This is a genomic window from Caldimonas taiwanensis NBRC 104434 (genome assembly GCF_001592165.1).
Taxonomy (GTDB): Bacteria; Pseudomonadota; Gammaproteobacteria; order Burkholderiales; family Burkholderiaceae_C; genus Caldimonas; species Caldimonas manganoxidans.
Genome location: NZ_BCWK01000001.1, coordinates 16,093 through 41,742, shown reverse-complemented (window position 1 = coordinate 41,742; position 25,650 = coordinate 16,093). Strand labels below are relative to the sequence as shown.

26 protein-coding genes, 1 pseudogene and 2 riboswitches are annotated in these 25,650 nt (G+C 63.1%); of the genes and pseudogenes, 6 read left to right on the top strand and 21 right to left on the bottom strand.

Annotated elements, in window-relative coordinates:
• Positions 1-16 precede the first annotated feature (16 nt).
• Genes yidC through rpmH form a run of 4 tightly spaced genes read right to left on the bottom strand, consistent with a single transcriptional unit; the run spans position 17 to position 2,694 of the window.
• Positions 17-1,723: a membrane protein insertase YidC gene (gene yidC / locus CTA01S_RS00220; protein ID WP_062190892.1), complete on the bottom strand. Its 1,707-nt coding sequence runs from the start codon at positions 1,721-1,723 to the stop codon at positions 17-19.
• Complete coding sequence (yidD, locus tag CTA01S_RS00215; RefSeq protein WP_062190889.1) at positions 1,720-2,058, bottom strand: membrane protein insertion efficiency factor YidD; 339 nt, start codon at positions 2,056-2,058, stop codon at positions 1,720-1,722. Before yidD ends, yidC begins: the two co-directional genes overlap by 4 nt.
• Positions 2,055-2,534 (bottom strand): ribonuclease P protein component, encoded by a 480-nt coding sequence (locus CTA01S_RS00210; protein WP_062190886.1) that lies wholly within the window; start codon positions 2,532-2,534, stop codon positions 2,055-2,057. The genes yidD and CTA01S_RS00210 overlap by 4 nt, the downstream gene beginning before the upstream one ends.
• Before the next feature lie 25 nt (positions 2,535-2,559).
• Positions 2,560-2,694: a 50S ribosomal protein L34 gene (gene rpmH / locus CTA01S_RS00205; RefSeq protein ID WP_019561239.1), complete on the bottom strand. Its 135-nt coding sequence runs from the start codon at positions 2,692-2,694 to the stop codon at positions 2,560-2,562.
• Between the two features lie 480 nt (positions 2,695-3,174).
• Here rpmH and dnaA point away from each other — a divergent pair, with 480 nt between their 5' ends.
• From dnaA to gyrB, 3 genes are all read left to right on the top strand, one after another.
• On the top strand, positions 3,175-4,575 hold the full coding sequence (gene dnaA, locus CTA01S_RS00200) for a chromosomal replication initiator protein DnaA (RefSeq protein ID WP_062190883.1): 1,401 nt from the start codon (positions 3,175-3,177) through the stop codon (positions 4,573-4,575).
• A 265-nt stretch (positions 4,576-4,840) separates the two neighbouring features.
• On the top strand, positions 4,841-5,947 hold the full coding sequence (gene dnaN, locus CTA01S_RS00195) for a DNA polymerase III subunit beta (protein ID WP_062190880.1): 1,107 nt from the start codon (positions 4,841-4,843) through the stop codon (positions 5,945-5,947).
• Positions 5,948-6,031: 84 nt separating this feature from the next.
• Positions 6,032-8,536: a DNA topoisomerase (ATP-hydrolyzing) subunit B gene (gene gyrB, locus CTA01S_RS00190; RefSeq protein WP_062191421.1), complete on the top strand. Its 2,505-nt coding sequence runs from the start codon at positions 6,032-6,034 to the stop codon at positions 8,534-8,536.
• Positions 8,537-8,551: 15 nt separating this feature from the next.
• Here gyrB and CTA01S_RS16560 read toward each other — a convergent pair.
• A pseudogene (locus CTA01S_RS16560) lies at positions 8,552-9,387 on the bottom strand (YihY family inner membrane protein).
• Positions 9,388-9,527: 140 nt separating this feature from the next.
• Positions 9,528-9,625: riboswitch (glycine riboswitch) on the top strand.
• Positions 9,626-9,735, top strand: a riboswitch (glycine riboswitch).
• A 64-nt stretch (positions 9,736-9,799) separates the two neighbouring features.
• Here CTA01S_RS16560 and CTA01S_RS00175 point away from each other — a divergent pair.
• Positions 9,800-11,077, top strand: a complete 1,278-nt coding sequence (locus CTA01S_RS00175) for a D-amino acid dehydrogenase (protein WP_062190872.1) — start codon at positions 9,800-9,802, stop codon at positions 11,075-11,077.
• A 75-nt stretch (positions 11,078-11,152) separates the two neighbouring features.
• Positions 11,153-11,743, top strand: a complete 591-nt coding sequence (locus CTA01S_RS00170) for a hypothetical protein (protein WP_062190869.1) — start codon at positions 11,153-11,155, stop codon at positions 11,741-11,743.
• Here CTA01S_RS00170 and CTA01S_RS00165 read toward each other — a convergent pair.
• Positions 11,704-13,143, bottom strand: coding sequence for an NAD-dependent succinate-semialdehyde dehydrogenase (locus CTA01S_RS00165; protein ID WP_062190866.1), 1,440 nt, complete (start codon positions 13,141-13,143; stop codon positions 11,704-11,706). The genes CTA01S_RS00170 and CTA01S_RS00165 overlap by 40 nt on opposite strands.
• A gap of 809 nt (positions 13,144-13,952) precedes the next feature.
• On the opposite strand from CTA01S_RS00165, the gene CTA01S_RS00155 reads away from it, so the two are divergent.
• Positions 13,953-14,222 carry a hypothetical protein gene (locus tag CTA01S_RS00155; protein WP_062190860.1) on the top strand — a complete coding sequence of 90 codons (270 nt, stop codon included), beginning with the start codon at positions 13,953-13,955 and terminating at the stop codon, positions 14,220-14,222.
• Positions 14,223-14,364: 142 nt separating this feature from the next.
• On the opposite strand, the gene CTA01S_RS00150 is transcribed toward CTA01S_RS00155, so the two are convergent.
• From CTA01S_RS00150 to CTA01S_RS00085, 15 genes are all read right to left on the bottom strand, one after another.
• A complete protein-coding gene (locus CTA01S_RS00150) occupies positions 14,365-15,600 on the bottom strand; it encodes an ABC transporter permease (RefSeq protein ID WP_169452429.1) in 1,236 nt (411 codons plus the stop codon).
• Between the two features lie 45 nt (positions 15,601-15,645).
• Positions 15,646-16,383 (bottom strand): ABC transporter ATP-binding protein, encoded by a 738-nt coding sequence (locus CTA01S_RS00145; RefSeq protein ID WP_019561230.1) that lies wholly within the window; start codon positions 16,381-16,383, stop codon positions 15,646-15,648.
• Positions 16,380-17,153: a glycosyltransferase family 2 protein gene (locus CTA01S_RS00140; RefSeq protein ID WP_051090238.1), complete on the bottom strand. Its 774-nt coding sequence runs from the start codon at positions 17,151-17,153 to the stop codon at positions 16,380-16,382. Before CTA01S_RS00140 ends, CTA01S_RS00145 begins: the two co-directional genes overlap by 4 nt.
• An 8-nt stretch (positions 17,154-17,161) precedes the next feature.
• Complete coding sequence (gene fabG / locus CTA01S_RS00135) at positions 17,162-17,884, bottom strand: 3-oxoacyl-ACP reductase FabG (RefSeq protein WP_019561228.1); 723 nt, start codon at positions 17,882-17,884, stop codon at positions 17,162-17,164.
• Complete coding sequence (locus CTA01S_RS00130; RefSeq protein ID WP_019561227.1) at positions 17,881-18,315, bottom strand: hotdog family protein; 435 nt, start codon at positions 18,313-18,315, stop codon at positions 17,881-17,883. Before CTA01S_RS00130 ends, fabG begins: the two co-directional genes overlap by 4 nt.
• Positions 18,312-19,130, bottom strand: a complete 819-nt coding sequence (locus CTA01S_RS00125; protein ID WP_156824615.1) for a beta-ketoacyl synthase chain length factor — start codon at positions 19,128-19,130, stop codon at positions 18,312-18,314. Before CTA01S_RS00125 ends, CTA01S_RS00130 begins: the two co-directional genes overlap by 4 nt.
• Before the next feature lies 1 nt (position 19,131).
• Positions 19,132-20,316 (bottom strand): beta-ketoacyl-[acyl-carrier-protein] synthase family protein, encoded by a 1,185-nt coding sequence (locus tag CTA01S_RS00120; protein ID WP_232300957.1) that lies wholly within the window; start codon positions 20,314-20,316, stop codon positions 19,132-19,134.
• Between the two features lie 30 nt (positions 20,317-20,346).
• Positions 20,347-20,817 (bottom strand): hypothetical protein, encoded by a 471-nt coding sequence (locus CTA01S_RS00115; protein ID WP_062190853.1) that lies wholly within the window; start codon positions 20,815-20,817, stop codon positions 20,347-20,349.
• 154 nt (positions 20,818-20,971) lie between these two features.
• On the bottom strand, positions 20,972-21,535 hold the full coding sequence (locus CTA01S_RS00110) for a LolA-related protein (RefSeq protein ID WP_157451258.1): 564 nt from the start codon (positions 21,533-21,535) through the stop codon (positions 20,972-20,974).
• Positions 21,532-22,419 carry a lysophospholipid acyltransferase family protein gene (locus tag CTA01S_RS00105; RefSeq protein ID WP_198150730.1) on the bottom strand — a complete coding sequence of 296 codons (888 nt, stop codon included), beginning with the start codon at positions 22,417-22,419 and terminating at the stop codon, positions 21,532-21,534. The genes CTA01S_RS00110 and CTA01S_RS00105 overlap by 4 nt, the downstream gene beginning before the upstream one ends.
• Entirely contained in the window at positions 22,416-22,709 is a 294-nt protein-coding gene (locus CTA01S_RS16985; protein WP_084362252.1) for an ApeI family dehydratase, read from the bottom strand. Before CTA01S_RS16985 ends, CTA01S_RS00105 begins: the two co-directional genes overlap by 4 nt.
• A gap of 2 nt (positions 22,710-22,711) precedes the next feature.
• A complete protein-coding gene (locus CTA01S_RS00100; protein ID WP_084362232.1) occupies positions 22,712-24,094 on the bottom strand; it encodes an AMP-binding protein in 1,383 nt (460 codons plus the stop codon).
• 7 nt (positions 24,095-24,101) lie between these two features.
• Positions 24,102-24,494 carry a COG4648 family protein gene (locus CTA01S_RS00095; protein ID WP_062190841.1) on the bottom strand — a complete coding sequence of 131 codons (393 nt, stop codon included), beginning with the start codon at positions 24,492-24,494 and terminating at the stop codon, positions 24,102-24,104.
• A gap of 20 nt (positions 24,495-24,514) precedes the next feature.
• Positions 24,515-24,805, bottom strand: a complete 291-nt coding sequence (locus CTA01S_RS00090) for a phosphopantetheine-binding protein (protein ID WP_084362231.1) — start codon at positions 24,803-24,805, stop codon at positions 24,515-24,517.
• Positions 24,802-25,191: a hypothetical protein gene (locus CTA01S_RS00085; RefSeq protein WP_062190838.1), complete on the bottom strand. Its 390-nt coding sequence runs from the start codon at positions 25,189-25,191 to the stop codon at positions 24,802-24,804. Before CTA01S_RS00085 ends, CTA01S_RS00090 begins: the two co-directional genes overlap by 4 nt.
• Positions 25,192-25,650: the final 459 nt, after the last annotated feature.

The window sequence follows — 25,650 nt, the reverse complement described above, 5'->3', positions numbered from 1 at the left end:
CACACCGTCAGCGGCTTCAGTCCTTGGACGGGAACTTCAGTTCCAGCACGCCGAGCTTCTTGTTGATGTACCACTGTTGCGCGATGGACAGCAGGTTGTTCGTCAACCAGTACAGCACCAGACCGGCCGGGAAGAAGAAGAACATCACCGAGAACATCAGCGGCATGATCCACATCATCTTGGCCTGGATCGGGTCCGGCGGCGTGGGGTTCAACCACGTCTGCAAGAGCGTGGAGGCCGTCATCAGCAGCGGCAGGATGTAATACGGGTCCTTGGCCGAAAGATCCTGGATCCACAAGATCCACGGCGCGTTGCGCATTTCCACCGACGACAGCAACACCCAGTACAACGCGATGAACACCGGGATCTGGATCAAGATCGGCAAACATCCCCCCATGGGGTTGACCTTTTCCTCGCGATAGATGCGCATCATCTCCTGCTGCATCTGCTGCGGCTTGTCCTTGTAGCGCTCACGCAGCTCCGTGATCCGCGGGGCCACGGCCTTCATCTTGGCCATCGAGCGATAGGCGCTGGCATTGAGGCCATAGAAAGCGGCCTTGAGCAGCACCACCAAGGCCACGATGGACCAGCCCCAGTTGCCCAGCAGGGCGTGGAGCTTGTCCAGCAGCCAGAACAAGGGCTTGGCCAGGATGGTGAACCAGCCGTAGTCCTTCACCAATTCCAGCCCGGGCGCCAGCGCGGCGAGCTTCTTCTCCTCTTGCGGGCCGACGAACAGCGTGGACTCGACACGGTGGCTCTGGCCGGCGGCCATCGGCGGCAGCGGCACCACCATGGCAATCGAGTACAGGTTGTCGCTCACCTTGGCGGCGCGGAACTCCCGCATCATGCGGTCGTGTCCCGGCACATTGAGCAGCCAGGCCGAGGCGAAATAGTGCTGCACCATCGCCACCCAGCCATTGTCGGCCGGCTCGGCCGTGCTGGCCTTGCCGCGCTCGATGTCCTTGAACTCCACCTTGTGGAACTTCTTCTGCTCGGTGTAGAGCGCCGGACCGGTGAAGGTGAAGTAGAAGGACGACTCGCCCGGGGGCGGGTTGCCATCGCGCACCAGCTGCAGATACAGCTGCGGCTCCAAGGTTTCATCGGCGCGGTTGATGATTTCATGGCGCACGCCGATGGTGTACTGCCCCCGCTGGAAGGTGTAGGTCTTGACATACTGCAGCCCACCGACCACCGGCGAGCTCAGCTTCACCTCCACACGGTCTTGCCCATCGGCCAAGCGACGCGGCGTTGCATCATCCACCGAAAAAGCCGTGAAGTGGTTCGGGAAGCTGCGACCGGCCTGGATCAAGCCCGTCTGCGCCAGATAGACCCGCTGGGCCGACTGGTCCATCAACACCACGTTGCGGCGGCGGTCCTCCTGGTCGGCGTAGTGCAACAACTCCAGGTAACTCAGCGTGCCGCCCTGGGTATCGATGCGCGCCTTGACCACGTCGGTGACGATCTCCAGCTGCTGCGACGCGGCGCTGCTGGCCGCTGGCGCCTGGGTGGCGATGCTGCCGGAGGCGCCCGCTTGCGCTGGCGCAGGCAATGCGGCGGCAGACGCGGCGCCCGACGGGGGCGGCGCCGAGGCGGCCTTTTGTTGGGCCACCGGCGTCGGCGAGAACATCGACGGCCGGCCGGTGTGCTTGTTCCAAGCATCCCACAGCAGGATGAGGGACATCGAGAACACCACCCACAGGATGGTGCGGCGCATATCGGTCATGGAGACGACTCGCTGTTGGAAGAGGAGCAAGGGGAGGAACGAGACGGCACGTCCGGGGCACGGCCAGCCTCGACGAGGCGGGTGAACCAGGGGGCCGACCGTGCCGGTCCTGCCGCTGGACGTTCGGGCACGGGGTCGTGCCCGCCCGCGCACCCAGGATGGCAGCGCAACACGCGGCGTGCGGCCAAGTAGCTGCCCTTTACCGCGCCATGGCGGTCCAAGGCTTGCCAGGCGTATGCCGAGCAGCTGGGCTCGAAACGGCAGTCGCCCCCGATCCAGGGGCTGAACAACACCTGGTAGGCACGCACCAAGGCCTTCAGGAGGGCCGCAATCATCCCGCCCTCCCGGCCCGCTGTCGCACCGCCGCCTGCATCAGGGCATCGACCTCGCTGCGCACCACCCGGCGCAGCGCTTTGGAGTCGGCACTGGGGAATCGTTCGCGATCGAAGGCGGCGCGCAGACGCACCACCCACATCCCGCCGGGCAAGGCAGGGGCATGGCGCGCGAAAGCCGCGTACATCTGCCGCTTCAACAGGTTGCGCGTGACCGCACGGCGGGCCCATCGCTTCGGAATCACCACGCCGACGAGCAGCTCGCGGGCCGCTGGTCGGAAGACATCCACAGGCAGCGCCCCCTCGGGATGCCCTCCTGTTGACAACTCGTCCGACAACTCGTCCGTGTTCGGCAGGTGATGCAGCACGAAATGTGGGCTGCGCGCTGCGATGGCCGAGGCACCCGCCCCCAGCACCCGCTCGAAATCGGCACGGCGCGACAGCCGCACCAGACGGGTCGAGGCTGCAGGCAGGACCAAGCCGGCGTTCGCCGCGCCGCCGGGATCAGACGGCCAGGCGCTTGCGGCCCTTGGCGCGGCGGGCATTGATGACCTTGCGGCCGCCCTTGGTCTTCATGCGCACCAGGAAGCCGTGCGTGCGTGCGCGGCGAACCTTGGAAGGCTGATAAGTACGTTTCATGATCGGATCCTCTCGGAGAATTCCGCCCGGGCCGAACAGCCTGGCGACACATCAACACCTCTGCAGAGCCCAGGCCCAGCCAGGGCTTGGGGTTTCCCGGCACCGGACAGGCCTGCGGCAGCTTCACGAAACGCCCAACCGACCCGGGATAGACCGATCAAGCCCCCCGATCAAGCCCCAGAAACGCTCCCAAGAAGCGCTCTGAGAACGCTCTGAGCCCCTCCTGTGGACTCTGTAAGCGCGAAGCGTCTCACACGACGCGTCTGCGCGAAGCGTCTCACACGCGTCTCAAGCAGGCCAACGAAAGTGCGGGAAACCCTCAATTACACCAAATGCAAGTTCGTCGGTCAATGGACCCTGCGCACCGACCCTGAAGGACCGAGGGGTGGATTCGAAGTCATTTTCTGTGGATAAGTCGTCCGTGCACGGCCGTGCAAGGCTAGAATCCGGCGGCTCTAGAAGAAAGTTTTCCACAATTCCATGAGCTCCGACTTGTGGCAGCGCTGCTGCGAACGACTCGCCGCCGAACTGCCCGAACAGCAATTCAACACCTGGATCCGGCCTCTGCCTCCAGCCCTGCTGACACAGGGCGAGGCCGGGCCAGTGCTGTCCGTGCGCGTGCCCAACCGCTTCAAGCTGGATTGGATCCGGGCCCAGTACGCCGCCCGCATCCAAGCCCTGCTGACCGAATTGCATGGCCAGCCGGTGCGCTTGGAGCTGTCGCTGGCCCCCCGGGACCCGATGCCGACGCGGCCGGTGGCGGCCGCATCGGCCCCGACCGCGACCCCAGCCGCCCCGGCGATGAACGGCGCGGTGGCCGCCAGTCCGGCCGTTGCCGCCCCGCCGCCGCCCCAGCCCTCGCGCCACCGGCTCAACCCCAACCTGACCTTCGACACCTTGGTGCCTGGCCGGGCCAACCAGATGGCCCGCACCGCCGCGCTGCACGTGGCCGGCGCCCCGGGCCAGATGTACAACCCGCTTTTCATCTACGGCGGCGTGGGCCTGGGCAAGACCCATTTGATGAATGCCGTGGGCAATGCCTTGCTGGCCGACCGGCCCGACGCCAAGGTGCTGTACCTGCACGCCGAGCAATTCATCTCGGACGTGGTGAAGAACTACCAGCGCAAGACCTTCGACGAGCTCAAGGCCAAGTACCACCAGCTCGATCTGCTGCTGATCGACGACGTGCAGTTCTTCGCCGGCAAGGACCGCACCCAGGAGGAATTCTTCAACGCCTTCGAGGCGCTGCTGGCCAAGCGTGCCCACATCATCATGACCAGCGACACCTACCCCAAGGGGTTGGTGGACATCGACGAGCGGCTGACCAGCCGCTTCGACTCGGGCCTGACCGTGGCCATCGAGCCTCCCGAGTTGGAAATGCGCGTGGCCATTCTGATCAAGAAGGCCGAAATGGAAGGCGCGCAAATGCCCGAGGACGTGGCCTTCTTCGTGGCCAAGAACGTGCGCGCCAACGTGCGTGAACTCGAAGGCGCACTGCGCAAGATCCTGGCTTATTCACGGTTTTCCCACAAAGAAATCAACATCGCGCTGGCCCGTGAAGCCCTCAAGGATCTGCTGTCGATCCAAAACCGGCAGATCTCGGTGGAAAACATCCAAAAGACGGTGGCCGATTTCTACAAGATCAAGGTCGCCGACATGTATTCCAAGAAACGGCCGGCCTCCATCGCCCGGCCCCGCCAGATCGCGATGTACCTGGCCAAGGAACTCACGCAAAAGAGCCTGCCCGAGATCGGCGAGCTCTTTGGCGGGCGCGACCACACCACCGTGCTGCATGCCGTGCGCAAGATCGGCAGCGAGCGCAGCAAGAACACCGAACTGAACCAGCAGTTGCACGTGCTGGAGCAGACCCTCAAGGGCTGAGCGCCCACCCTCCTTTTTTTCCGTTCGACTGCCACAAGGGGAACACTGTTGTCAAAGCACAAAGCTGGGGACAAGTTTCGAACAAGCCCTGTGTTGTCCACAGGCTGGCGTGTCTGCGCGAAGTTGTTGTCACTTCGCCCGCGTCGTTCCCCGACGGCAAGCCACAGGCTTGTCCCCGCTCCAAAGCCTTGATCGAACAAGACAAAATAGCGTTTTCCACAAAAAAACCGGCCCCCTACTACGGCTACCACCTCAAGAGGTTCACATGATTGTGTTGAAAGCACCCCAGGACCAAGTGCTCAGCGCTTTGCAGGCCGTGGCCGGCATCGTGGAGCGTCGCCACACCCTGCCCATCCTGGCCAATGTGCTGATTCGCAAGACCGGGGCGCTGGTCGAGTTCACCACCAGTGACCTGGAAATCCAGGTGCGCACCACGGCCGAACTGCAGGGCGATGCGGGCGACTTCAGCACCTCGGTGGGGGCGCGCAAGTTGATCGACATCCTGCGCTCCTTGCCGGCCGAGCAAGTGGTGTCGCTGTCAGCCCAACAGAACAAGCTCACCTTGACCGGCGGTAAGAGCCGCTTCACGCTGCAAACGCTGCCGGCCGAAGACTTTCCGCTGGTGCAAGAAGCCGCCGATTTCGGCCCCAGCTTCAGCGTGCCGCAGAAAACACTCAAAACCCTGATCGGGCGGGTGCACTTCGCCATGGCGGTGCACGACATCCGCTACTACCTCAATGGCATCCTGTTCGTGGCCGAAGGCCGGCAGCTCACGCTCGTGGCCACCGACGGTCACCGCCTGGCCCTGGCCCAGGCCACGCTGGAGGTGGAGATGCCGCGTCAGGAAGTCATCCTGCCGCGCAAGACCGTGCTGGAATTGCAACGCCTGCTCAAAGACGAAGACACGCCCATCGAGATGCGCTTTGCCGGCAACCAGGCCAAGTTCCTTTTCTCGGGCATGGAATTCGTCACCAAGCTGGTTGAAGGCAAGTTCCCCGACTACAACCGCGTCATTCCCAAAAACCACAAGAACAGCGTCGTGCTGGGTCGCGCCGCGCTGCTGGCCAGCCTGCAACGAGCGGCCATCCTCACCAGCGAGAAGTTCAAGGGCGTGCGCCTGAACATCGAGCCGGGCCTGCTGCGCATTGCCGCAAGCAATGCCGAGCAGGAAGAAGCCAAGGAGGACATCGAAATCGACTACGGTGGCGACACCATCGAAATCGGCTTCAATGTGACTTACCTGGTCGATGTCCTGGCCAACATGAGCCAAGACATGGTGAGAGTCGATCTGCAGGACGCCAACTCCAGCGCGTTGATCACCATCCCTGACGACGACGGCTTCAAGTACGTCGTGATGCCCATGAGGATCTGAGGCCCGATCGGCCCATTCCTCGTTGGACCCTTATCTCCCAATGCCCGCCATGAGCGGGCATGCATGTTTGAAAAGAGTTTCCTCATGTCTGACCCGACCTCGAGCCAAGAACCTTCCTCCACGCCTGTGGACGCAGGCGGCTATGGCGAAAACAGCATCCAGATCCTCGAAGGCCTGGAGGCCGTGCGCAAACGCCCTGGCATGTACATTGGCGACACCTCCGATGGCACGGGCTTGCACCACCTGGTGTTCGAAGTGGTGGACAACTCCATCGACGAAGCCTTGGCAGGGCATTGCGATGACATCGTCGTCACCATCCACACCGACAACTCGATCTCCGTGATCGACAATGGCCGTGGCATTCCCACTGGCGTGAAGATGGACGACAAGCACGAGCCCAAGCGCTCGGCTGCCGAGATTGCCTTGACCGAGCTGCATGCCGGTGGCAAGTTCAACCAGAACAGCTACAAGGTCTCGGGGGGGCTGCATGGCGTGGGTGTCTCCTGCGTGAACGCCTTGTCCAAATGGCTGCGCCTGACGGTACGGCGCGACGGCAAGGTGCACTTCATGGAGTTTCGCAAGGGCGTGCCCCAAGACCGCCTGATCGAGATGCGCGACGGTGTGGCCGTCAGTCCCATGAAGATCATTGGCGAGACCGACAAGCGCGGCACCGAAGTGCACTTTCTGCCCGATGACGAGATCTTTCAGCAGAACAACGATTTCCACTACGACATTCTGGCCAAGCGATTGCGCGAGCTGTCCTTCCTGAACAACGGCGTGAAGATCCGTCTGGTCGACGAACGCCACAACAAGGAGGACAACTTTGCGTTTTCTGGCGGGGTCAAGGGCTTCGTCGACTTCATCAATCAGGGCAAGAGGGTCTTGCACCCCAATGTCTTCCATGCCGTGGGGGAGAAGCTCAGCGAGCAAGGCACCACCATCGGTGTCGAAGTGGCCATGCAGTGGAACGATGGCTACAGCGAAAACGTCCTGTGCTTCACCAACAACATCCCGCAGCGTGATGGCGGTACCCACCTCACCGGCTTGCGTGCGGCGATGACGCGGGTGATCAACAAGTACATCGAAGACAACGAACTGGCCAAGAAGGCCAAAGTCGAAATCACCGGCGACGACATGCGCGAAGGCCTGGCCTGCGTGATCAGTGTCAAAGTGCCCGAGCCGAAGTTTTCCAGCCAAACCAAAGACAAGCTGGTCTCCAGCGAAGTGCGTGGGCCGGTGGAAGAAATCGTCTCCAGCAAACTCACCGATTGGTTGCTGGAGAACCCCACCGATGCCAAGATCATCTGCGGCAAGATCGTCGAGGCCGCTCGCGCCCGCGAAGCCGCGCGCAAGGCGCGTGAAATGACCCGCCGCAAGGGCGTGCTCGATGGACTCGGTCTGCCGGGCAAGCTGGCCGACTGCCAGGAAAAAGACCCCGCGCTCAGCGAGATCTACATCGTCGAGGGGGATTCGGCCGGCGGCAGCGCCAAGCAAGGGCGCGATCGAAAGTTCCAGGCCATCTTGCCGCTGCGCGGCAAGATCCTGAACGTGGAGAAGGCGCGCTACGAAAAGCTGTTGTCCAGCAACGAAATCATCACCTTGATCACCGCCTTGGGCACCGGGATCGGCAAAGACGATTTCAATCCCGACAAGCTGCGCTATCACCGCATCATCATCATGACCGACGCGGACGTGGACGGGGCCCATATCCGCACCCTGTTGCTGACCTTCTTCTACCGCCAGATGCCCGAGCTGGTCGAGCGTGGCCACATCTACATCGCCCAGCCGCCGCTGTACAAAGTCAAGTCGGGCAAGGAAGAGCAGTACCTCAAGGATGCCCACGAGCTCGACGCCTACTTGCTGCGCGTGGCGCTGAAGGATGCCCGCTTGGAAACGGGCATCGATGGCACGGTGCTCGAAGGCGAGGCGCTCGAAGCCTTGGCGCGTCAGTACGTGCTGGCCAACAACGTGATCGACCGTCTGGCCAATTGGATGGATGTGGAAGCCTTGCGCGCGCTGGCCGATGGCTTGGAGCTGCAACTGGACACGGCCGAGCAGGCGCACGCCTCGGCAGCGGCACTGAAGGCCGCATTGCACGATGCCGAGGTCGAGGCCGTGTACGACGAACGCACCGACAAGCAGATGTTGCGCATCAGCCGGCGACACCATGGCAATCTCAAGACCACGGTCATCAGTGCCGACTTCGTGCATGGCGCCGACTACGAAGCGTTGAGCACTGCCGGCCGCATGTTCAAAGGCTTGGTGGGCCCCAATGCCATCGTGCGCAAGGGCGAAGGCGACAAGCAGAAAGAAGCCCAGGTCAGCGACTTCCGCCAGGCCATGGCTTGGCTGATGCAGCAGGCTGAAAACAGCGTCACACGCCAGCGCTACAAGGGCCTGGGCGAGATGAACCCCGAACAGCTCTGGGAAACCACGATGGACCCCAAGGTGCGCCGCTTGTTGCGCGTGCAGATCGAAGACGCGATCGAAGCCGACCGAGTGTTCACGATGCTGATGGGCGATGAGGTGGAGCCGCGGCGCGAGTTCATCGAAAGCAATGCGTTGCGGGCGGCGAACATCGACGTGTGAGACGGCGGCAAGGCCCTAAGCCCGAGATCGCTCAGGCCTTGCGGCGCGGCCGCTGCCCCGGCCGCGTGCCGCGCGCAGGGACCCCAGATGCGCGGTCACCACCGCGGCGGCCAAGGTGACGGCCCAGGAGTAATAGATCCACAGCAGGAACACCGGGAACACGGCAAAGCTGCCGTACAAGGTGCGGTACGTGGGAAGCGCCAGCACGTAGGTCGCGAAAGCCTGTTTGCCGGCTTCGAGCCCGGCGGCGCCGAGCAAGCCGCCCAGCAGCGCCTCGTGCCAGCGCACCGGGGCATGGGGCACCAGGTAGAACAGCAAGAACAGCATCGCCAGGCTGAGCGCAGCCGGACCCAAGGTCCACAACACCTCGACCGCCGGCGGCCACGGGCTCAGCAGGCCTTGAGACAGGGCCAAGGCCCGCGAGGTGGCCCACAGACTCCACCCCAGCACCAGCGGGCCGGCGGCCAGCAGGGGCAGGTACAGCGCCAGGGGCGGCCTTGGCGCACCTGCCAGATCCGGTTCAGCGCGGTCTCCACCGTGAACATCATGGCCAGCGCGGCCACCAGCAGCAAGGCCGCGCCGCTCCAGCTCAGCCCATGGGCATTGTCGGCAAAGCGGCCGAGGTATCTCAGCACGGGCTGCGCAAGGTCCGCTGGCAGCAGATGCGGCAACCACAGCCCTTCGAGCGTACGCCGAAACGGACGCAAGGCAGGCACCAGCGTGAACAGCGCAAATCCCACGGCCAGCAGTGGCACCAGCGACAGCAAGGTGGTGAAACTCAGGCTGGCGGCCGCCTGGGCGAGCTGGGCGTCCTGCAGCCGCTCGAACAGTCTGGAGCGTGGCAAACGCATGGCATTCCTCGGGAAGTCTTCGTCGGGCGCGCGGCGGATTGTCCGAGAATCGAAGCCCGGTGAATGTCCGGACGCTCCGATGCCCGCAGCCCAACCCAAGGTTTCGGGCACAATCCAAGGGTGGCCGCCCGAAGGCAGCCATGGTGATGTCGGGAGAGCCTGCCTGTGCACATGCCCAGGCGGCGCCGAAGGAGCAACCGCCCCGGAAACTCTCAGGCCCCAGGACCGGCATCGCCCACCGACTCTGAAGAGCTGCCGGCCGTTCGCGTCGCCGGCCAGCACCGAAGGAGCAAGCGGGAGCCTCGCGCGCCTCCGTGAATCTCTCAGGTCCGCAACAGAGGGGGCGTCCAGGCTGCGGCACGTGGCCTGGGCTTCCCGCCTCGACGCGTGGCTTTGCCTGAGAGGAGCTCTCATGCCTTCGATTGCCATCATCGGCGCCGGCATCACCGGCGTCACCACCGCCTATGCCCTGGCCCGCCGCGGCTTGTCCGTGACCTTGGTCGAGCGGCATCGCTATGCCGCGATGGAAACCTCTTATGCCAACGGCGGGCAGTTGTCTGCCTCCAATGCCGAAGTGTGGAACCATGCCTCCACGGTGTGGAAAGGCCTGAAATGGATGCTGAAGGCCGACGCGCCCTTGCTGGTGCATCCGCGGCCGAGCTGGCACCAGCTGAGCTGGTTTGTGCAATTCCTGGCCAGCATGGCGCATTACCGTCGTCACACGATCGAGACGGTGCGCCTGGCGATTGCCGCACGGGAGCCTCTGTATGCCTGGGCCGATGAAGAGGGCATCGAATTCGATCACCGACGCGAGGGCATTCTGCACATCTATCGTGATCGGGCGGGCTTCGAGCATGCGCGGCGGGTTTCGGCCTTGCTGGCCGCCGGCGGTCTGCAGCGCCGCGCAGTCACGCCCGAGGAAATCCGGGCCATCGTCCCGACCCTGGCCGGCCGATACTTTGGCGGTTGGTATACCGACAGCGACACCACCGGCGACATCCACAAGTTCACCCACGGCCTGGCCGAAGCCGCGCAGCGCCGCGGCGTGCGCGGCCTGTACGGATGGGAGGTGCGGCGGCTGCACGCCCGCGACGATGGCGTGCACATGAGGCTGGCCGGTCCCGAGGGCGAGCAGACGCTGCGCTTCGATGGCGTGGTGGTGTGTGCCGGCGTGGCCAGCCGGGCCTTGGCCGCGCAGCTGGGCGACCGGGTCAATGTCTATCCGGTGAAGGGCTATTCGATCACCGTCAACCTGCTCGACGAGGCCAGCCAGGCCGCTGCGCCCACGGTCAGCCTGCTCGACGACGAGACCAAGATCGTGACCAGCCGATTGGGCGCGGACCGCTTGCGCGTGGCTGGCACGGCCGAGTTCGACGGTGAGAACCGCGACATCCGCGCCGATCGCATCCGACCGTTGGTGGACTGGGTGCAGCGCTGTTTTCCGGGGGTGTCCACTCGCAGCGTGGTGCCCTGGGCCGGACTGCGACCGATGATGCCCGACATGATGCCCCGCGTGGGCCGCGGCCGGCATCCGCGCGTGTTCTACAACACCGGCCATGGCCACCTGGGCTGGACGCTGTCGGCCGCCACGGCGCAGTGCGTGGCCGACCTGGTTCGACGAGCATGGCCCGATCCCGTCGCCGTGCCGGTGTCGGCGCGGCGCTGCGGGCCTGTCACGTCCTTGTCGTAAGCCCTGGGCACACTGCGCCGCGATGGCGTGGGGGCGCAGGCATCACCACACGCATCACATGGCTGGAGGCAAAGCATGTCGGGTGGGCCGACACATGGCATCCTGCGCAAGACGGCTCGGGGACGCGCCGTCTTGCAGGGCACATCGTTTCCCGGGACTTGGGCGCAACGGCAGTTGTTGGTCATGCTCGACGGCCGCCGAAGCCTGGCGGCCTTGGCGCCGATCATCGAGAGCCTGGGGCTCAAAGAGGACCAGGTGCGCGACTTGGTCGCCCTGGGGCTGGCCGAATGGGTGGTCGCACCTCCGCCCGTGCCGAAAAAACCCGGCGCTCCTCGGCCACGACCGCGCTCCTTGCACCTGGCCAAGATCTATGCGCTGGAGTTGGCCATACTGATGGCGCCCGATCACGAGCCCAGCCTGCGCGATGCGGTGCGCGCGGTGCATGACGAGCCCTCGCTGTGGTCCTGGATGCAGCTGGCCCGGGCGTGCGTCGCCCGCCAAGCGGGCGAGGCGCGCGCCGCCCTCTTTTGGTCTCAGGTGCAAGCCCAGTTGCCCGAAGGCCTGCGTGCGCCGGACGGCTGCAGCACGCAAGACGCCCGGCCTCCGTCCGGTGCCGAGCAGGTTTCTCAGACGTTCATCACGGCCACGGAACGCACGTTGAGGTAGGCTTCCAACGCCTCGGGGCCGCCCTCGGAGCCATAGCCCGAGTCCTTGACCCCGCCGAAGGGCATTTCCGCCGAGGGCATGGCCGGCATGTTGATCCACAGCATGCCGACCTCGATGCGGCGCGCGAGCAAGTCCGCGTTCTTCAGCGAGCGCGTGAAGGCATAGGCGGCCAGACCATAGGGCAGGCGGTTGGCCTCGGCAATGGCTTCGTCCAGCGTCTTGAACGAGCGGATCGCCGCCACCGGCCCGAAGGGCTCGTCGTTGAAGACGCGCGCATCGACAGGCACATCGGCCAGGATGGTGGGCTGCCAGAAATTGCCGCTGTGGCCGATGCGCTCGCCCCCGGCCAGCACGGTGGCTCCCTTGCGCACGGCGTCTTGCGTGAGCTCGGCCATGGCGGCCAGGCGTCGCGGGTTGGCCAGCGGGCCCATCTGCGTGCCTTCGGCCAGGCCGTCGCCCACCTTGAGACTTTGCGCATGTTGCGCCAGCGCCTGCGCAAAGTCGTCGCGCAGGCGCTCATGCACCAAAAAGCGCGTGGGCGAGATGCACACTTGGCCAGCATTGCGGAACTTGGCTGCCGCACTGACGCGCACGGCCAGTTCCAGGTCGGCGTCTTCGCAGACGATCACCGGCGCATGTCCGCCCAACTCCATGGTCACGCGCTTCATGTGCTGACCGGCCAGGGCGGCCAGTTGCTTGCCCACCGGCGTCGAGCCGGTGAAAGTGATCTTGCGGATGATCGGGTGCGGGATCAAATGGCTCGAAATCTCGGCCGGCTGGCCATAGACCAGGCCCAAGACCCCTGGCGGCAGGCCGGCGTCGGCGAAGGCGCGGATGTAGGCGGCCGGGCCGGCGGGAGTTTCCTCGGCGGCTTTCACCAGCATCGAGCAGCCGGCAGCCAACGCCGGGCCGACTTTGCGCACGACCTGGTTGATCGGGAAATTCCACGGCGTGAAGGCCGCCACCGGGCCCACCGGGTCCTTGAGCACCATTTGGCGCAGCTCCGGCTTGCCGCGCGAGGGCACGAGGCGGCCATAGACCCGCAAGCCCTCGTCGGCGAACCATTCGGTGAGATCGGCCGCGGCCAAGGTCTCGGCCTTGGCTTCGGCCAGAGGCTTGCCTTGCTCTTGGGTGATCAACGGGGCGATCTCGTTGGCGCGCTCGCGGATCAGCGCGGCGGCGCGGCGCATGATCTTCGCCCGCTCGGCCGGCGCCATGTCGCGCCAGACCTCGAAGCCGGCCTGGGCGGCCTGCAGGGCGCGGTCCAGATCGGCCACCGAGGCATGGGCCACGCGGCCGATTTCCTGGCCCGTGGCCGGGTTGTAGACCGGCAGCGTGCGGCCGTCGGCCGCATCGCACCACTGGCCGGCGATGAAGAGTTGGGTGTGCGGGTAGGTCATGGCAGGTCTTGGGATCGGATGGGACAGGTGAGGCGCGACGAATGCAAGGCATCGGCTCAGGGCCGACTGTAACCCCGAAGGCCCCTTGCGACCACGACCGTGACTTTCCACCGAGGCTGGGGGCGCAAGTCGTGTCGTTGCTCGGCACGATGCGGCTGGCTGCGCCACAATGTGAGCCCGCGCTTCGTTTCGGCGATGAGCTCACCGGCCATACCCCTCAAGACCGCCCTCGGCCACGAGGAGTTGCGTCATCGTGTGCATCGGCTCAGCCAACGCCACCGCACGGTGTTGTGGCTGGTCGATGGGACGCGGTCTTTGGCCGAGGTGCTGAGCATGGCACAGAAGGCCGGGGCCAGCCCGCAGCATTTCGACGACTTGCTGCGGCTGGGTCTGGTGGAGCTGTCCAGCCCGCCGGCGGCGGCACCAGCGCCGGAGGCGCCCGAGCCCGAGGGCATGCCGCAAGCGGTGAGTGTGCCCGCACCGGCACCCGCATCTGCGCCAGCGCCACAGACACAGGGCGGGTCTGCAGCTGCACCGGCAGCGCCGCCATGTCCCCAAGGCCCTTTGGCCCGTGCCCTGGCCGAGACGGCCGGTTTCATGTCCGAGGCTCCACCGTCGCTTCCACCGTCGCTCCCACCGGCGCCAAAGGCTTTGGCGCCAGCGCGTGGTCGTGGGCCGGTCGGGGCGCTGCGGTCATCGCGCCGGGGGGCTGCGCCGCTTCCCCCCCCGGTCCGGCTGGATGCGCCGCTCGAGCTGCCGGTGCTCACCGAGATCGAAAAGGCGCCCGAGGGGGGCCCACGCCGTCGGAGATGGCCTTGCACGAGCAGGTGCGGGCCTTGCTGCGCACCGTGATCCAACGCGAGCCGCCGCCTTTCACCTCGCGTGTGCCGGCGCGCCTGGAGCGCTGCGAGACCCTGGGTGAGTTGGGGGACTTGGTGTTCGACATCGAGCGCTATTTGCTGCGCTCACGTCGCCAGCGCAAGCTGCACGAGGTGATGCCGCTGCTGCGCGAAGCCCGCGAGCTGCTGGGCTTGGGCAACACACGGGTGGTGGGTGCCGGCGGGGAGGATCTGGGGTGAGTCACGCATCGTGAGATCACGATGCTTTGGCTGCATGCTGCGGCCGTGCCGCTGCAGGCAGTCCAGGCGGCTTGATTGCCAGGCCACCTCATGCTTAGGTCGATTGCGAGACCCCTTATCAGGGGAGCATGCCAAGCTCCGGCTAAGTTGAGTCCTTGCTTCCTTGGCAAGCGACCGGCGAGGGCGAATTGCTGGATCGAGGGACAATCGATCCCCAGTGCCGAATGGTATTCCAGGCAGCTGCCAGACACGACAGCGCAAAGACCCATAGCAATCCAGCACGCAGCAAGAGATCCTCAGCCTGAGGATTGCCGACGAAGACGACCTGCATGCCGTCGAGTGCCCAGCCCATGGGAGACCATTCCGAGACCGTTTGCAGAATTGGGGGCATCAACATGCGCGGCACCATTACGCCGGCAATGGCGCCGAGCAGCACGTTGAGGCCGCCACCGAGTGCAGCGGCCTGATCAAAGCTGCGGCTGTAGGCCGCCACTAGCAAGGCCAGTCCCACAGCAGCCGCACTGGTGGACAGCACCATGAGTGCAAACCACCCGAGCTCGATGTCCAATTGCAGGGCCGGGCCGCCCAACAGCGGTACCAGCCAGCGTCCCACCAAGATCATGAACGACAGCTGTATCCAGTTCAGCAACATGAAGGCCGCCAGCTTACTGCCCAGCACGGTCCCCGGTGTTACACCAAAGCTGGCCAACCGCAAGAGCGTGCCTTCATTACGTTCCTGGATGAGCACGCCGGCCATAGGAATCACGACAAAGAACATTCCAAACACCAGCCAAGCAGGAACGCTTTGCTGGACGGCAGTCATGGCACGGCCCGACTCGATTTCATAAAGATAGCGGATTCGCGGACCATGATCCTGCCCCATCAGTTCGGGTGCGGAGGTACTGTCGAGCAGCATGCTGGCCAAGGGTCCCGCCTCAGCGGCGGCGATGCGCAAACGCACTTGCAGCATGGAAAAGCTCAGCTCGGTGCGTAGCCTAGCTGCTGCCGCGGGTTGTACTCTGTTTCCTAACCAAAGCTCGACTTGGTTGGCCTGAGGTCGTCCGTTCTTGTCCAGCCATGGTGACCGTACCACTACGGCAGCGTCAATGGTGCGCTCGCGCAAGGCTGTTTGCAAGGCTTCGCGGCTTGCGTAACGCTGCCCTCCATGGTGGTTGAGCCATTGCTGGCACCAGGCCTGCGCAGCAGGATGGGTGTCTTCGACGACCCAGCCGGTGACAGGGAGGTCGACATGCGTCACCAGGGTGTTTTTCAGCGTGAAAGACATCACCAAGATGAACATCGCAGGCATGAAGAAAAGCACCGCCAAGCCATGCGGATTGCGTGCCAGCAGCCGCCACTCCTTGAGGGCCAGGTTCACGATCTGATGGAGACGATGAGCGGCTCTGGTCATGAGGGGCGGGCTTCAGTCACGCAAGGACCGGTGGGTGTAGTGCATGAACAGGGCATCGAGATCAGCAAAAGAAGGACCGCCTGCGGGCCCCTGCAGTAGAGTGGAGAGCTCACCGTGAGCGATCACTTGGCCACGATCGAGTAACACGATGTTCGAGCACACTGCGCTGATCTCTTCCATGTAGTGGGAGGCGTAAAGCACAGCTGTGCCGCCTTGCACCAGCTCCCGAACACGCTCAAGCAGAAACGCGCGCGATTGGGGATCAACGCCGACCGTGGGCTCGTCCAGGAGCAGCACATCTGGCTGTTGTAGCAAAGCAATGGCAAGGTTCAGACGCCGCCGTACCCCTCCCGAGCAATGGCGTGCGCGACGTTTGGCAAACTCCTGCAGCTGGCAATTGGCCATGGCAGAAGCAATACGCCGCTGTCGATCATGAGCGTCGATGTCAAGCAGGCTGGCAAAGAGCTGAAGATTTTCCAGGCAGCTCAATTCGGGATAGAAGGCGTACTCTTGCGGGACCCAAGCGATGCAAGGCTGTTTGTCATCTGGATAGATGAGGTGTCCGCTTTTGGGGGTGCGCAAACCGATGAGCAAGTTGATAAGCGTGGACTTGCCAGAGCCGTTGGGCCCCAGCAGCCCCACGGCTATGCCACGATGCAGACGCAGATTGACTCCGCGCAGCGTATCATCCGGTTGCCCCGGGTAGCGATAGACCAGCTGCTCGGCGATCAGGACAGCAGAGCTGTTCATCGTCGCCAAGACCTCGAAGGCATGCGGCCGGGCAGCACGGGTGCTGGTCCTAGGCTGCGCCACAAAGACAGCGGAGCCATGCCGCGCCGCAACAGCCGACTGCCAACCATGATGACGATCTTGGCGATATCGACTACAGGCCGAAAATGGCTTGGCCGAGCGTTGGGGGGATATCGCCCGGCGATGGCCACGGACAAGGTCTGGTGGCCTTGCTGAGCGGCCTCAATCAAGATTTCGCTCTCGAAGGTAAAGCGAGAGCTGTGAACTCGGGGGCTCAAAGCAATGCGCATGACCTCACGCGGATAGACACGATAGCCCGATTGCGAGTCCGCGATCGGATGACCGGCGGCCCAGGAGATCCAGAAGCTCGCAAAGCGGTTGGCGTGGTAACGGGCGGACGGGAACTGCGAGCGGTCGTGCAGCCGCGACCCAATGACGATGCGCTCAGGGGCTTGCTCCCAGGCGGCCAACAGCACCGGGGCATCTTCGGGGTCATGTTGTCCGTCGCCGTCGAAGGCGATCAAGCAGCGTGCTCCGCGATCCAGTGCATAGGCAAAAGCAGTGCGCAGACTGGCCGCCTTCCCACGGTTGATCTCATGACGCAACAGGCACACGGGCAGACCCTTCATGGCAGCGGCTGTGCCGTCCGACGAGCCGTCATCGACCACGATCACACGTGGACATTGCCGCAGCGCTCCTTCGGCCAAAGCGCGGATGGTTCGTTCTTCGTTGTATGCCGGGATGGCAATCCAGACGTCCGTCCAATCCATGGATTGCATCAATACATCCCGCCATTGACACCGATGATCTGACCGGTGATGTAGCTTGCGGCATCAGACGCCAGGAAGGCGACCAGGGCAGCCACCTCCTCAGGCCGACCTGCGCGTCCGGCAGGCACGAGAGCTCGAATGCGATCGGGTGGAAACGCCGATTCGGTCATGGCCGTGTCAATGATGCCAGGTGCAACGGCATTGACCGTGATACCGCGCGAAGCGAGTTCCAATGCCAGCGACTTGGTCGCGCCGAGCAGCGCGGCCTTGGCCGCAGCATAGTTGGTTTGGCCGCGGTTACCTGCCTGCGCTGCGACCGAGCTGATGTTGACGATGCGGCCCCAGCGTGTGCGCATCATCGGCAACAGCAAAGGTTGAGTCACTCGATAAAAGCCGTGCAGATTGGTATCGATCACCGAGTGCCAGGTATGTGCATCCATGCCAGCCATGGGTGCATCGCGATGCACGCCAGCGTTGTTCACGAGAACCTGTACCGGCCCCGTGGCCAGGATTGCTTCGATGGCGCGTGCCACCGCTTGGGCGTCGTCGAGGTCGAAAGTCACGACGTGGGCGTGGCCACCCGAGGCCCTGATTTCTTCGACCAGAGTTTGGGCGCGGTCCTGACCACGATGGGTATGAACCAAGACCTGCAGCCCCTGTGCGGCCAGGGCGCGACAAATGGCGGCGCCGATGCCGCCGCTGCCACCAGTGACCAAGGCACGACGGCTCACGACCGTCCCCCACGATCGAAGGCGACGATCAGTTTGCCGCGACAGATGGTTTGATGGTTAGCGCTCACCTCGAAGCCATAGAGGCATCCAGACACATCGCGGCTGAGCATTTCGGCTTGCACCCGCAGGGCGCCCGCATCGCCGGGGATATCGGGGCGCAGCAGATCGACTTGGGCCAGTTTGGCAAGGACGCCAGCGCGAGGCTGCGCATGTCCTTCGAGCAATGCGCCGTGCACGGCCGTGGCTTGTGCAGCGTACTCCGGAGCGATCACACTGGCCACTCGGCCATCGCGTGCCAGAGGATGATCGGCGCTTGGAGCGCTTGCTTGGCACACGATGCGCGTCCTGTCCCAATGCAATACTTCTTCCAATAGACACATCGTGCCTCCATGAGGCACGCGGCGTTCGATGTCGGTGCGATCGAGCTTCATGAGGCTGAAGCAAGGGTAAGCAAAAGGTGCAGCCCCCCCAGCGGCAGGGTGAGGGTAGCACCTGCAGGTGCGGCCAACAGCCCCAGTGCGGCCAACCCCCGCGCGGCACTGTGATGGGCCCAGGCTTGGGGTAGCCAAGCAGGGCGCCACTGAGGAGCTGGCACACCCTCGGCCGACGTGAGAACCACTTCACCATGGCCAATCACAGGCCCGTGCTCAGGTTTGTTGGCCACGCTGAGCACCCAGGAGGTACAGAGAGATTCTTTGAGGGGCAACAGTTCGTCCAAGGGAGGCGTGATTGCAGCGTCGTAACCTACTAGCAGCACTGGCTGGCCGAAGGCTTGGGCTTCTGTCAGGGCGCACAGCAGTCCGCTGGCAAAACTGTCCTCTCCCAAGCTCACCACGGTGGCCGGCTGGTGGTTGCGATGGGCGATGGAAAAGTAGCCTGCAGAGGCATTCAGCACCGAATTCGGAAAGACAAGCGGCGACACTTGCCCCACCGTGGTCAAAGATTCGAGCATTTGCTGACAGACTTCTCCGGTGCCCTCGTCGGTGGCGAAGACACAGCGCAGTGTGCTGGCATCGAAGCCGGTGCCGGACAAGGCTTGTTCCACGCAGGCCAAAACCAGCCGCACGCAGCGACTGGCACGGCGACGTTCATTGGCAGGCAAAGCTGAAGGCATGGGCAGGCAGAACGCCTCGTTGTCCCACGTCAACGGCGTTCCGTTGCGAGCGGCTTCGAGCAACGCATCGAGCGACATCGCGCCAGGAGCCAAAACCCCGGCGGCATGGAGGAAGAATCTCAGGCGGCTCACGTCAGTTGCTGCGGCAAAAGATTAGCGAGCAGTTGCTGCCGCCAAATCCAAAATTATTGCTCATTGCATATTGCAGTTTCGCTTCGCGTGGAGTGACGATCAGATCGAGCGGCAAATCGGCATCGGGGTGTTCGAGGTTGGTGGTTGCAGGCAAGATTTGATGTCGCAGTGCTTCGGCGGTAATCAGCGCTTCGACGATCCCGCAAGCCCCCAAGGTGTGTCCAGTGATGCCTTTGGTGGACGACACCGACACTCCTTGATCTCCGAACACAGACGCCAGAGCGGCTGCTTCCGCGCGATCGTTGGCTGGCGTGGCCGTTCCGTGTGCGTTGACATAGCCGATGTCCGCGGGGGACAGACCGGCGGCGTCCAAAGCAGCCCGCATGGCCAGGGCGGCCCCTAACCCGTTGGGATGCGGTGTGGACATGTGATGGGCATCACTCGATTCGCCACCGGCCACGAAGTACACCGTGTCTTTGCCCCGAGTTTGATCGGGTTCTAGCAGCGCAAAACCGGCGGCCTCGCCAATCGAGATCCCATCTCGTGCAGCGTCGAAAGGACGACAGGGTCGTGGTGATAGAAGCTGTAGCGAATCGAAGCCAAGCAACGTTGATAAGCACAAACTGTCGGCACCGCCGACGACGGCAGCATCAATGAGGCCAACCTGGATCCATCGCTGAGCCGTGAGAAAGGCTTTCGCACTCGACGAACAGGCGGTGCAAAGTGTGGTCATAGGTCCGTTGAGACCAAGGACCATGGCAGTGAATCGCGTCAGAGCATCGACGGTATGAGTGTGCCGAAATTTGAAGTCTTCAGGCCAGTGGTCGCAAGCCCGGCGCTGCGCGTAGGCGACTTCTGTACTCCGGATGCCTGAAGTGCTGGTGCCCAGCACCAAGCCCACACGTGGTCCTCCGTAGCGGGCCACAGCTTTGCGCACGGCCTGAACGAAGCCCGAGTTTTGCAGCGACAGCCATACCAAGCGGTGGTTACGGCAGTCCCAGTCAGCCCAGGTCTCGGGAAGGCGAACATCTTCTACACCAGGTACGGCCCCGATCCACGCATCGAGTGAACACCATTCGAGCGGCTTGTACCGCAGGCCGCTGCGGCCTTGGATTACCGTAGCCCATAGCTCGTCCAGACCATGTCCAGCAGGATGAACGATCGTGGAAGCAGTCAGTGCAAGCACGAGGGGGGTCTCCAGGAATCCGTGGTCAGTTCAGGCGGCTTGGCATTCTATGGGCGTGTGATATCCACTTTCCGCCCACTGGCCGGTGTTGCAGCCGATGTCGAGCCTGCAAGCAGGCAGCTGATGAGCCAATCGCTTGCAAACGACAGGGAAAGCACGATCTGAAGAATAGCGGTCTAACGCATGCCAACTGCGCTGGGCGGGTTCTGGAAAGTCTGATGAACCTTCGTAGAGATTGGCCCACTGTCCCAGCGTCTGCTGGCCAAAGGGATGCCCCTCGATGACCGAAAGGTTCAGACAAGCCGCAGCTTGGTAGCAGATGTCGCGAGTGAAGTCGAAGGTCTCACGTGTCATTTCGTCTTCGAGCAAGAAACGACCCAGCTTGCCCAAGGGGTAACCACCCTCACGGCGCCACACGAATTGCAGCCCCAGTCCTGCTTCGAGCAGCACGCGTACGGCATAGGACGACAGACCCGTGGCCGCGACGATTACAGCCTTCACTACCTGGAGCCTTGGCCAATGCGGCCAGCACGCGGCGGTCGTGCATCGAGGCTGTGGCCTGAAAAGCCAGCGGAGCAAAACAGATCCACCGAGCGATGCTCACAGCCTGCGAAGACGTGAGAGGATCCCGGTCGAACATGGCAGAGTCGCGATCCTAGTATTGGAGGCGAATGGTAGATCGTTCGCCCGAGCGTTCATGAACGATGATGACCTGCAGCCTGCTCTGAGAACCCTGCAGTTCGATCAAGTCAAGGCTGCGAGCCACGTCGGGATGACGTGGCCTCAGTCGTGCGTTCCACAACGACGCGTTGCCCTCCACCTCAATGTGAAAATCTCCTTGCAAGGCTTTCAGCTCGCCCATCACGGTGCGTCGCAGTGCTATCGCCAAAGCGGCTATGGCCGGCGCGTCCGCATAAAGCACCCGACGCACGGGTTGGCCGTCTGAGCTGGACCATTCCAAGCGGTCATCGAGCAACCTCCAGGTTTCAGAGCGAGGCTCGATCGTGCGTTTCTCCAGACCTCGAGCGCTGGTGTGCAGCGTGCCCCGTGAGATGCGAGGCGTGACCAGCCAGGGCGATTCACGCACCTCTTCGAAGGGGATGGCGCGCTTGGGCTGAGCCAGCAGCAAATGTTGCAACTCTGTTACTGACCACGCAAGGGAAGAACCCGCCATCGAGCTTAGCGCCATCAGCAAGCAAGCGGTGCGCACGAACCTCATGAAGCGTCGGACGGTGTCGCCCAGTAAGGGTAGAAATTGAACCAGTTCAGGGGATAGCGTCGCGCGTAGTGCTCGAGGCGCTGGGCGTAACGATCAATCACGGTTTGCAATGCTTCGTCGCGTGCCGTTCGTTGTGCGGCCGGTCCGAAATCGGCAAATTCGATGCGGTAGCGATTGTCACCTTCGTACAGGCCGAAGCACATCAGCACAGGGGCTTGGGCTCGGGCTGCCAGTACATGAGGTGCGATCGGCAGCCAGACCGTTCTGCCGAGGAAAGTGGCACGACGTCGCGCAGAGCCATCGACGCGATCGGCCAGTATGACCACCGCTCTGCCTTGGTTCAGCGCCTCCATGGCGCGTAGGAAACAGTCGGGTTGTCCGAGCGGAATGATGTCGAAGGCGTTGTCATCGATGCCGGCGATGCGGCGTAGACGAGCATGCGGGTCGATACGCATCATGGCACTCACCGGTCGCTTGTCCATGACCCGGTGAGCCAGCATCATCAAGTCGAAGCTGCCTAGATGCGAGCCCAACAACACGCAGCCGCGGCCTTGCGCGAGTGCCTCATCGAACAAGGACAACCCCTCGATGGTCACCTCGAATCGATCGAACTGTCCGGCCGCCATGTAGACGCGGTCGAGTAGCGTGGTGGCAAAACTGTATAGATGGGCGAAGACTTCAAACCAGCGCGATGGGCGCCCCAGCACGGTCGACAGGAACTCTGCCGAGGCGTTTCGAGCTGGAGCGTCGGTGATCATGAAATACAGCACGATGGGGTACAAAAGTGCACGGCACAATGGACGCCCAGCTTTACGCGCCAACCACACGATGAGGTGAATTAGCAATTCGCTTCCGCGCTCTTTGCGTTCAGTCCAGGTTTTCATTCCAGTATCAGTGTGCCTTGCGCTAGCGTGATCGCATCGCCAGCACGAGTGGTCGTCACACGAAAGCTCACTCGGTTGAGCTGTATTTGGACCTGCAGCCATGCCGGCTCAGCAGGCCCCAAGGACTGGATGAACTTGACTTGTACGATGCGTGCTACGCGCCGACCACTGTAGGCCTCGACTTGAACGCGTACTTCGTCGAGTAGCAGTACTCCAGGAACCACGGGGTGGCCTGGGAAATGACCGGGCAGCGCAGGATGGCTGGCCGGGACACTCAAGCGCGCTTCCATCATTAGGACATTTTCCGTCGAGCCAGCCATTGGACATAGAGTGCATCTAGCGCGGCGCGTCCCAGCTTGCCCGGGCCGCTGCGGGGCAGCGCATCGACGTGGATGAAAGCACGTGGCAAGAATGCCGGATCTAGGCGATCTCGCAGCCAGGCCATCGTGTTGGCGTGGTCTAGAGGCGCACCCGCATAGATGAGTACCAGTCGCTCGTCCAGTTCACCGGAATTGGGCAAGTAAAAGACGCCGTCGTCCAGTCCAGGCAAATCCTGCAATAGCAAGTTGAGTCCGGCCAGCGAGGCGCGCCGCCCAGCGACTTTGATCATGTCGGCGTGGCGGCCGAGCAGGTGAAATCTGTCCTCACCGTGGAGTTCGATGCTGTCGGCCAGGGTTTGAGGTGAAGTGAAGTGCAACCCACGCACCTGCGTGCCTTGCGGCATTGGTGACAGTGTCACCCCGGGCAAAGCACGCCATAGAGTCTCGCGGGCGCTGCGACGTAACGCCAACGCGCCAGTCTCAGTCGACCCGTAGATTTCAAGCACTGGGGCTCCGAGCAGAGTCTCGGCGTGCGCGGCGATGCCGGGGGCCAGTGGCATGGTCGACGCCAAGGCCAAACCACAATGTGGTATCGATATGTCAGCACGCGACAGCGCGCGCAGGTGCAGCGGCGTGGTGATCCAAATCCAGTGCCCGTCACCAACCGCGTCGCTTGCGAAAGCGCACCGCACATCCTCCGGCAGCAGAGGTCGCTCATCCAAGCAGGGCAATCCATGCACCAGGGCCAGCATCACGGAGGCTTCCAGCCCGAACATGTGCTGGGGCGGCACACTACAGATCAACCCTTTCAGCGAGGCCAGACCACCTGGTAGCTCCGTTTCCAGGCGCTGAGTGAGTACCCAGGCGCCTTGCATCAGTTGGGCCAAAGTCTTGGCATGTGCCTGAGGCCGACCGGTACTGCCCGACGTGTACAAGTACACGTGGAGCTTTTCGGCATCGGGCGTCCAGAAGGTTGAGCCCGAAGACCGCTTTTCTGGGCGCACGACCACACAGCGGGCCAGTTCGGTCCAAGCGGGTTCGAGCGGCCCCAGCTTGTCCGTCAAGACGACGGGAGAATCACATTCTTTCAGCAGTGCTGCCACATCAGCGGGGCCGCTCGAGGGAGGTAGTCGTTGTGAGCATCCACGCTGCACCGCGGCAAGCCAGCCTACCAAAAATGCCACGCGATGATTGCACAGATTACATACCGTGCTACCTGCAGAAAGTTCGGTGGCGAGAGCCTGGGCGGCAGCGAAAAGTTCGCCCCAGGTCCAAATCTCGTGGCGGCCGATGACAGCGGGGCGATCGTGCCAGGCAGCATCGTTAAACACAGGCAAAGACTTCAGGGCAAGCATGGGTGGCTCAGGTAAGCCGCCGCCAGACTCGCCAAGTATCGCGCAGCTGCTGGATGAGACCAGGAAAACGAATGTCTGGGAACCACAAAGGCCGCAACAGATGTTCGCCGATGAACAACGCCACTGTACCTGCCCACACGACAACGCTACCTGTACCCAAGCCAGGCTGCAAAAACACCAACGCGATGGCAGCGGCCAAAAACCAGACGCTCCAGACGACTGTCAGACGGCGTGTGTAACGTCGAAGAGCATGGGGCATTGCGGGCAAACCGACTCGAGCGATGCGCTCGATCAGGGGGGTTTGCCCGGGCCACAACGTACGGGCAAACAATCCCGCCAGCGCCAAGACGGCGACCACTGGCAGCCAGCGCACCGCGCCCTCGATGTCGAAGGCGAGCATGACGCGGGTTCCTTCACGACTCAGGCCAGGCCAGATCTGACTGAATTGATGTGATGAGCGAGACTTTCCAGTGAAGCGAATATGGCTTCGTTGGCCGGGTCGCCGGCCTTGAGTTTGACGCCATAGCGCTGTTGGATCACCAGCGAAATCTCCAACATGTCCAGCGAGTCCAGCCCGAGCCCGTCACCGAACAGTGGGGCGCGGAGGTCCATTTGCTGGGGATCGATGTCTTCCAGGTTCAGGGCCTCCGCCACTAGGACGGCCAGGTCTCTGGCCGACACCGCAGCGTCACTTGCGATCATGCCGCTCATGACGCGCTCAACTGGGCATTAATGTTGCGGTTGAGGTTTTGGATCCAGCCGTTGTAGTTCTTGTGAATCTGACCACCTTGAGCATCCAGATTCACGCTAGAACGATATTTGATGCTATAGGTTTGACTGTTGTAGGGGATCTCCACGACCGCTGTGTGCGAACGCAGATGAAGCGTGCCGACCAACAAGTTTGGTCCTTCGTCTCGCATTTGCCAGCCCAGCGACGAACCCGCACGAATGATGGCGGCTCGAACCTCCTGAGCACTGGGTTTTTTGCCAGAGGCGGTGGACACCGGAGCTGCTTCGATGTTCAAGATGGGAGCCGAAGAGCAGCCGGCCAACGCAACGGCCAAAACAGCCACGCTCACTGCGCTACGAAAACGCATGAATCCTCCTCGCGATGAGTTGTTGAACTAAGGCAACGGCATGCAAACCCGAGCGGTTTGCAACAGGTGAAAAATACATATGCCAGAGGTCACAATTTTATACGGCCTCGTACAGACGGAAGTCGTCAGCAGCCATGTCGAGCGCAACCAATCCGAGAAACTTTTCACTCCTTCAACGAGTGAGCACCCCCAAAAGGGTGTGAACATGGTGCAACATTCTTTGCTGTCTGATCTGTCGGATGATTTGCAGTGAGCATGCCGACGCGGCGTGTACGGTTTTTTTGGAGGGTCGAGCGTGGCATCAGCGCCGCCGCCGTGTTGCCGAGTTTGTCCAGCCGCCGGCCCAGCGCGGTCTAGGCTGGTCCACTCGTGCGCTGCTTGCCCGAACTCGGGCGCACGTTCTGTGCCCGCTGCAGGCTGGCCATTGGGAAGGTGAGCAGCACGTGGCTGGGCCGCATG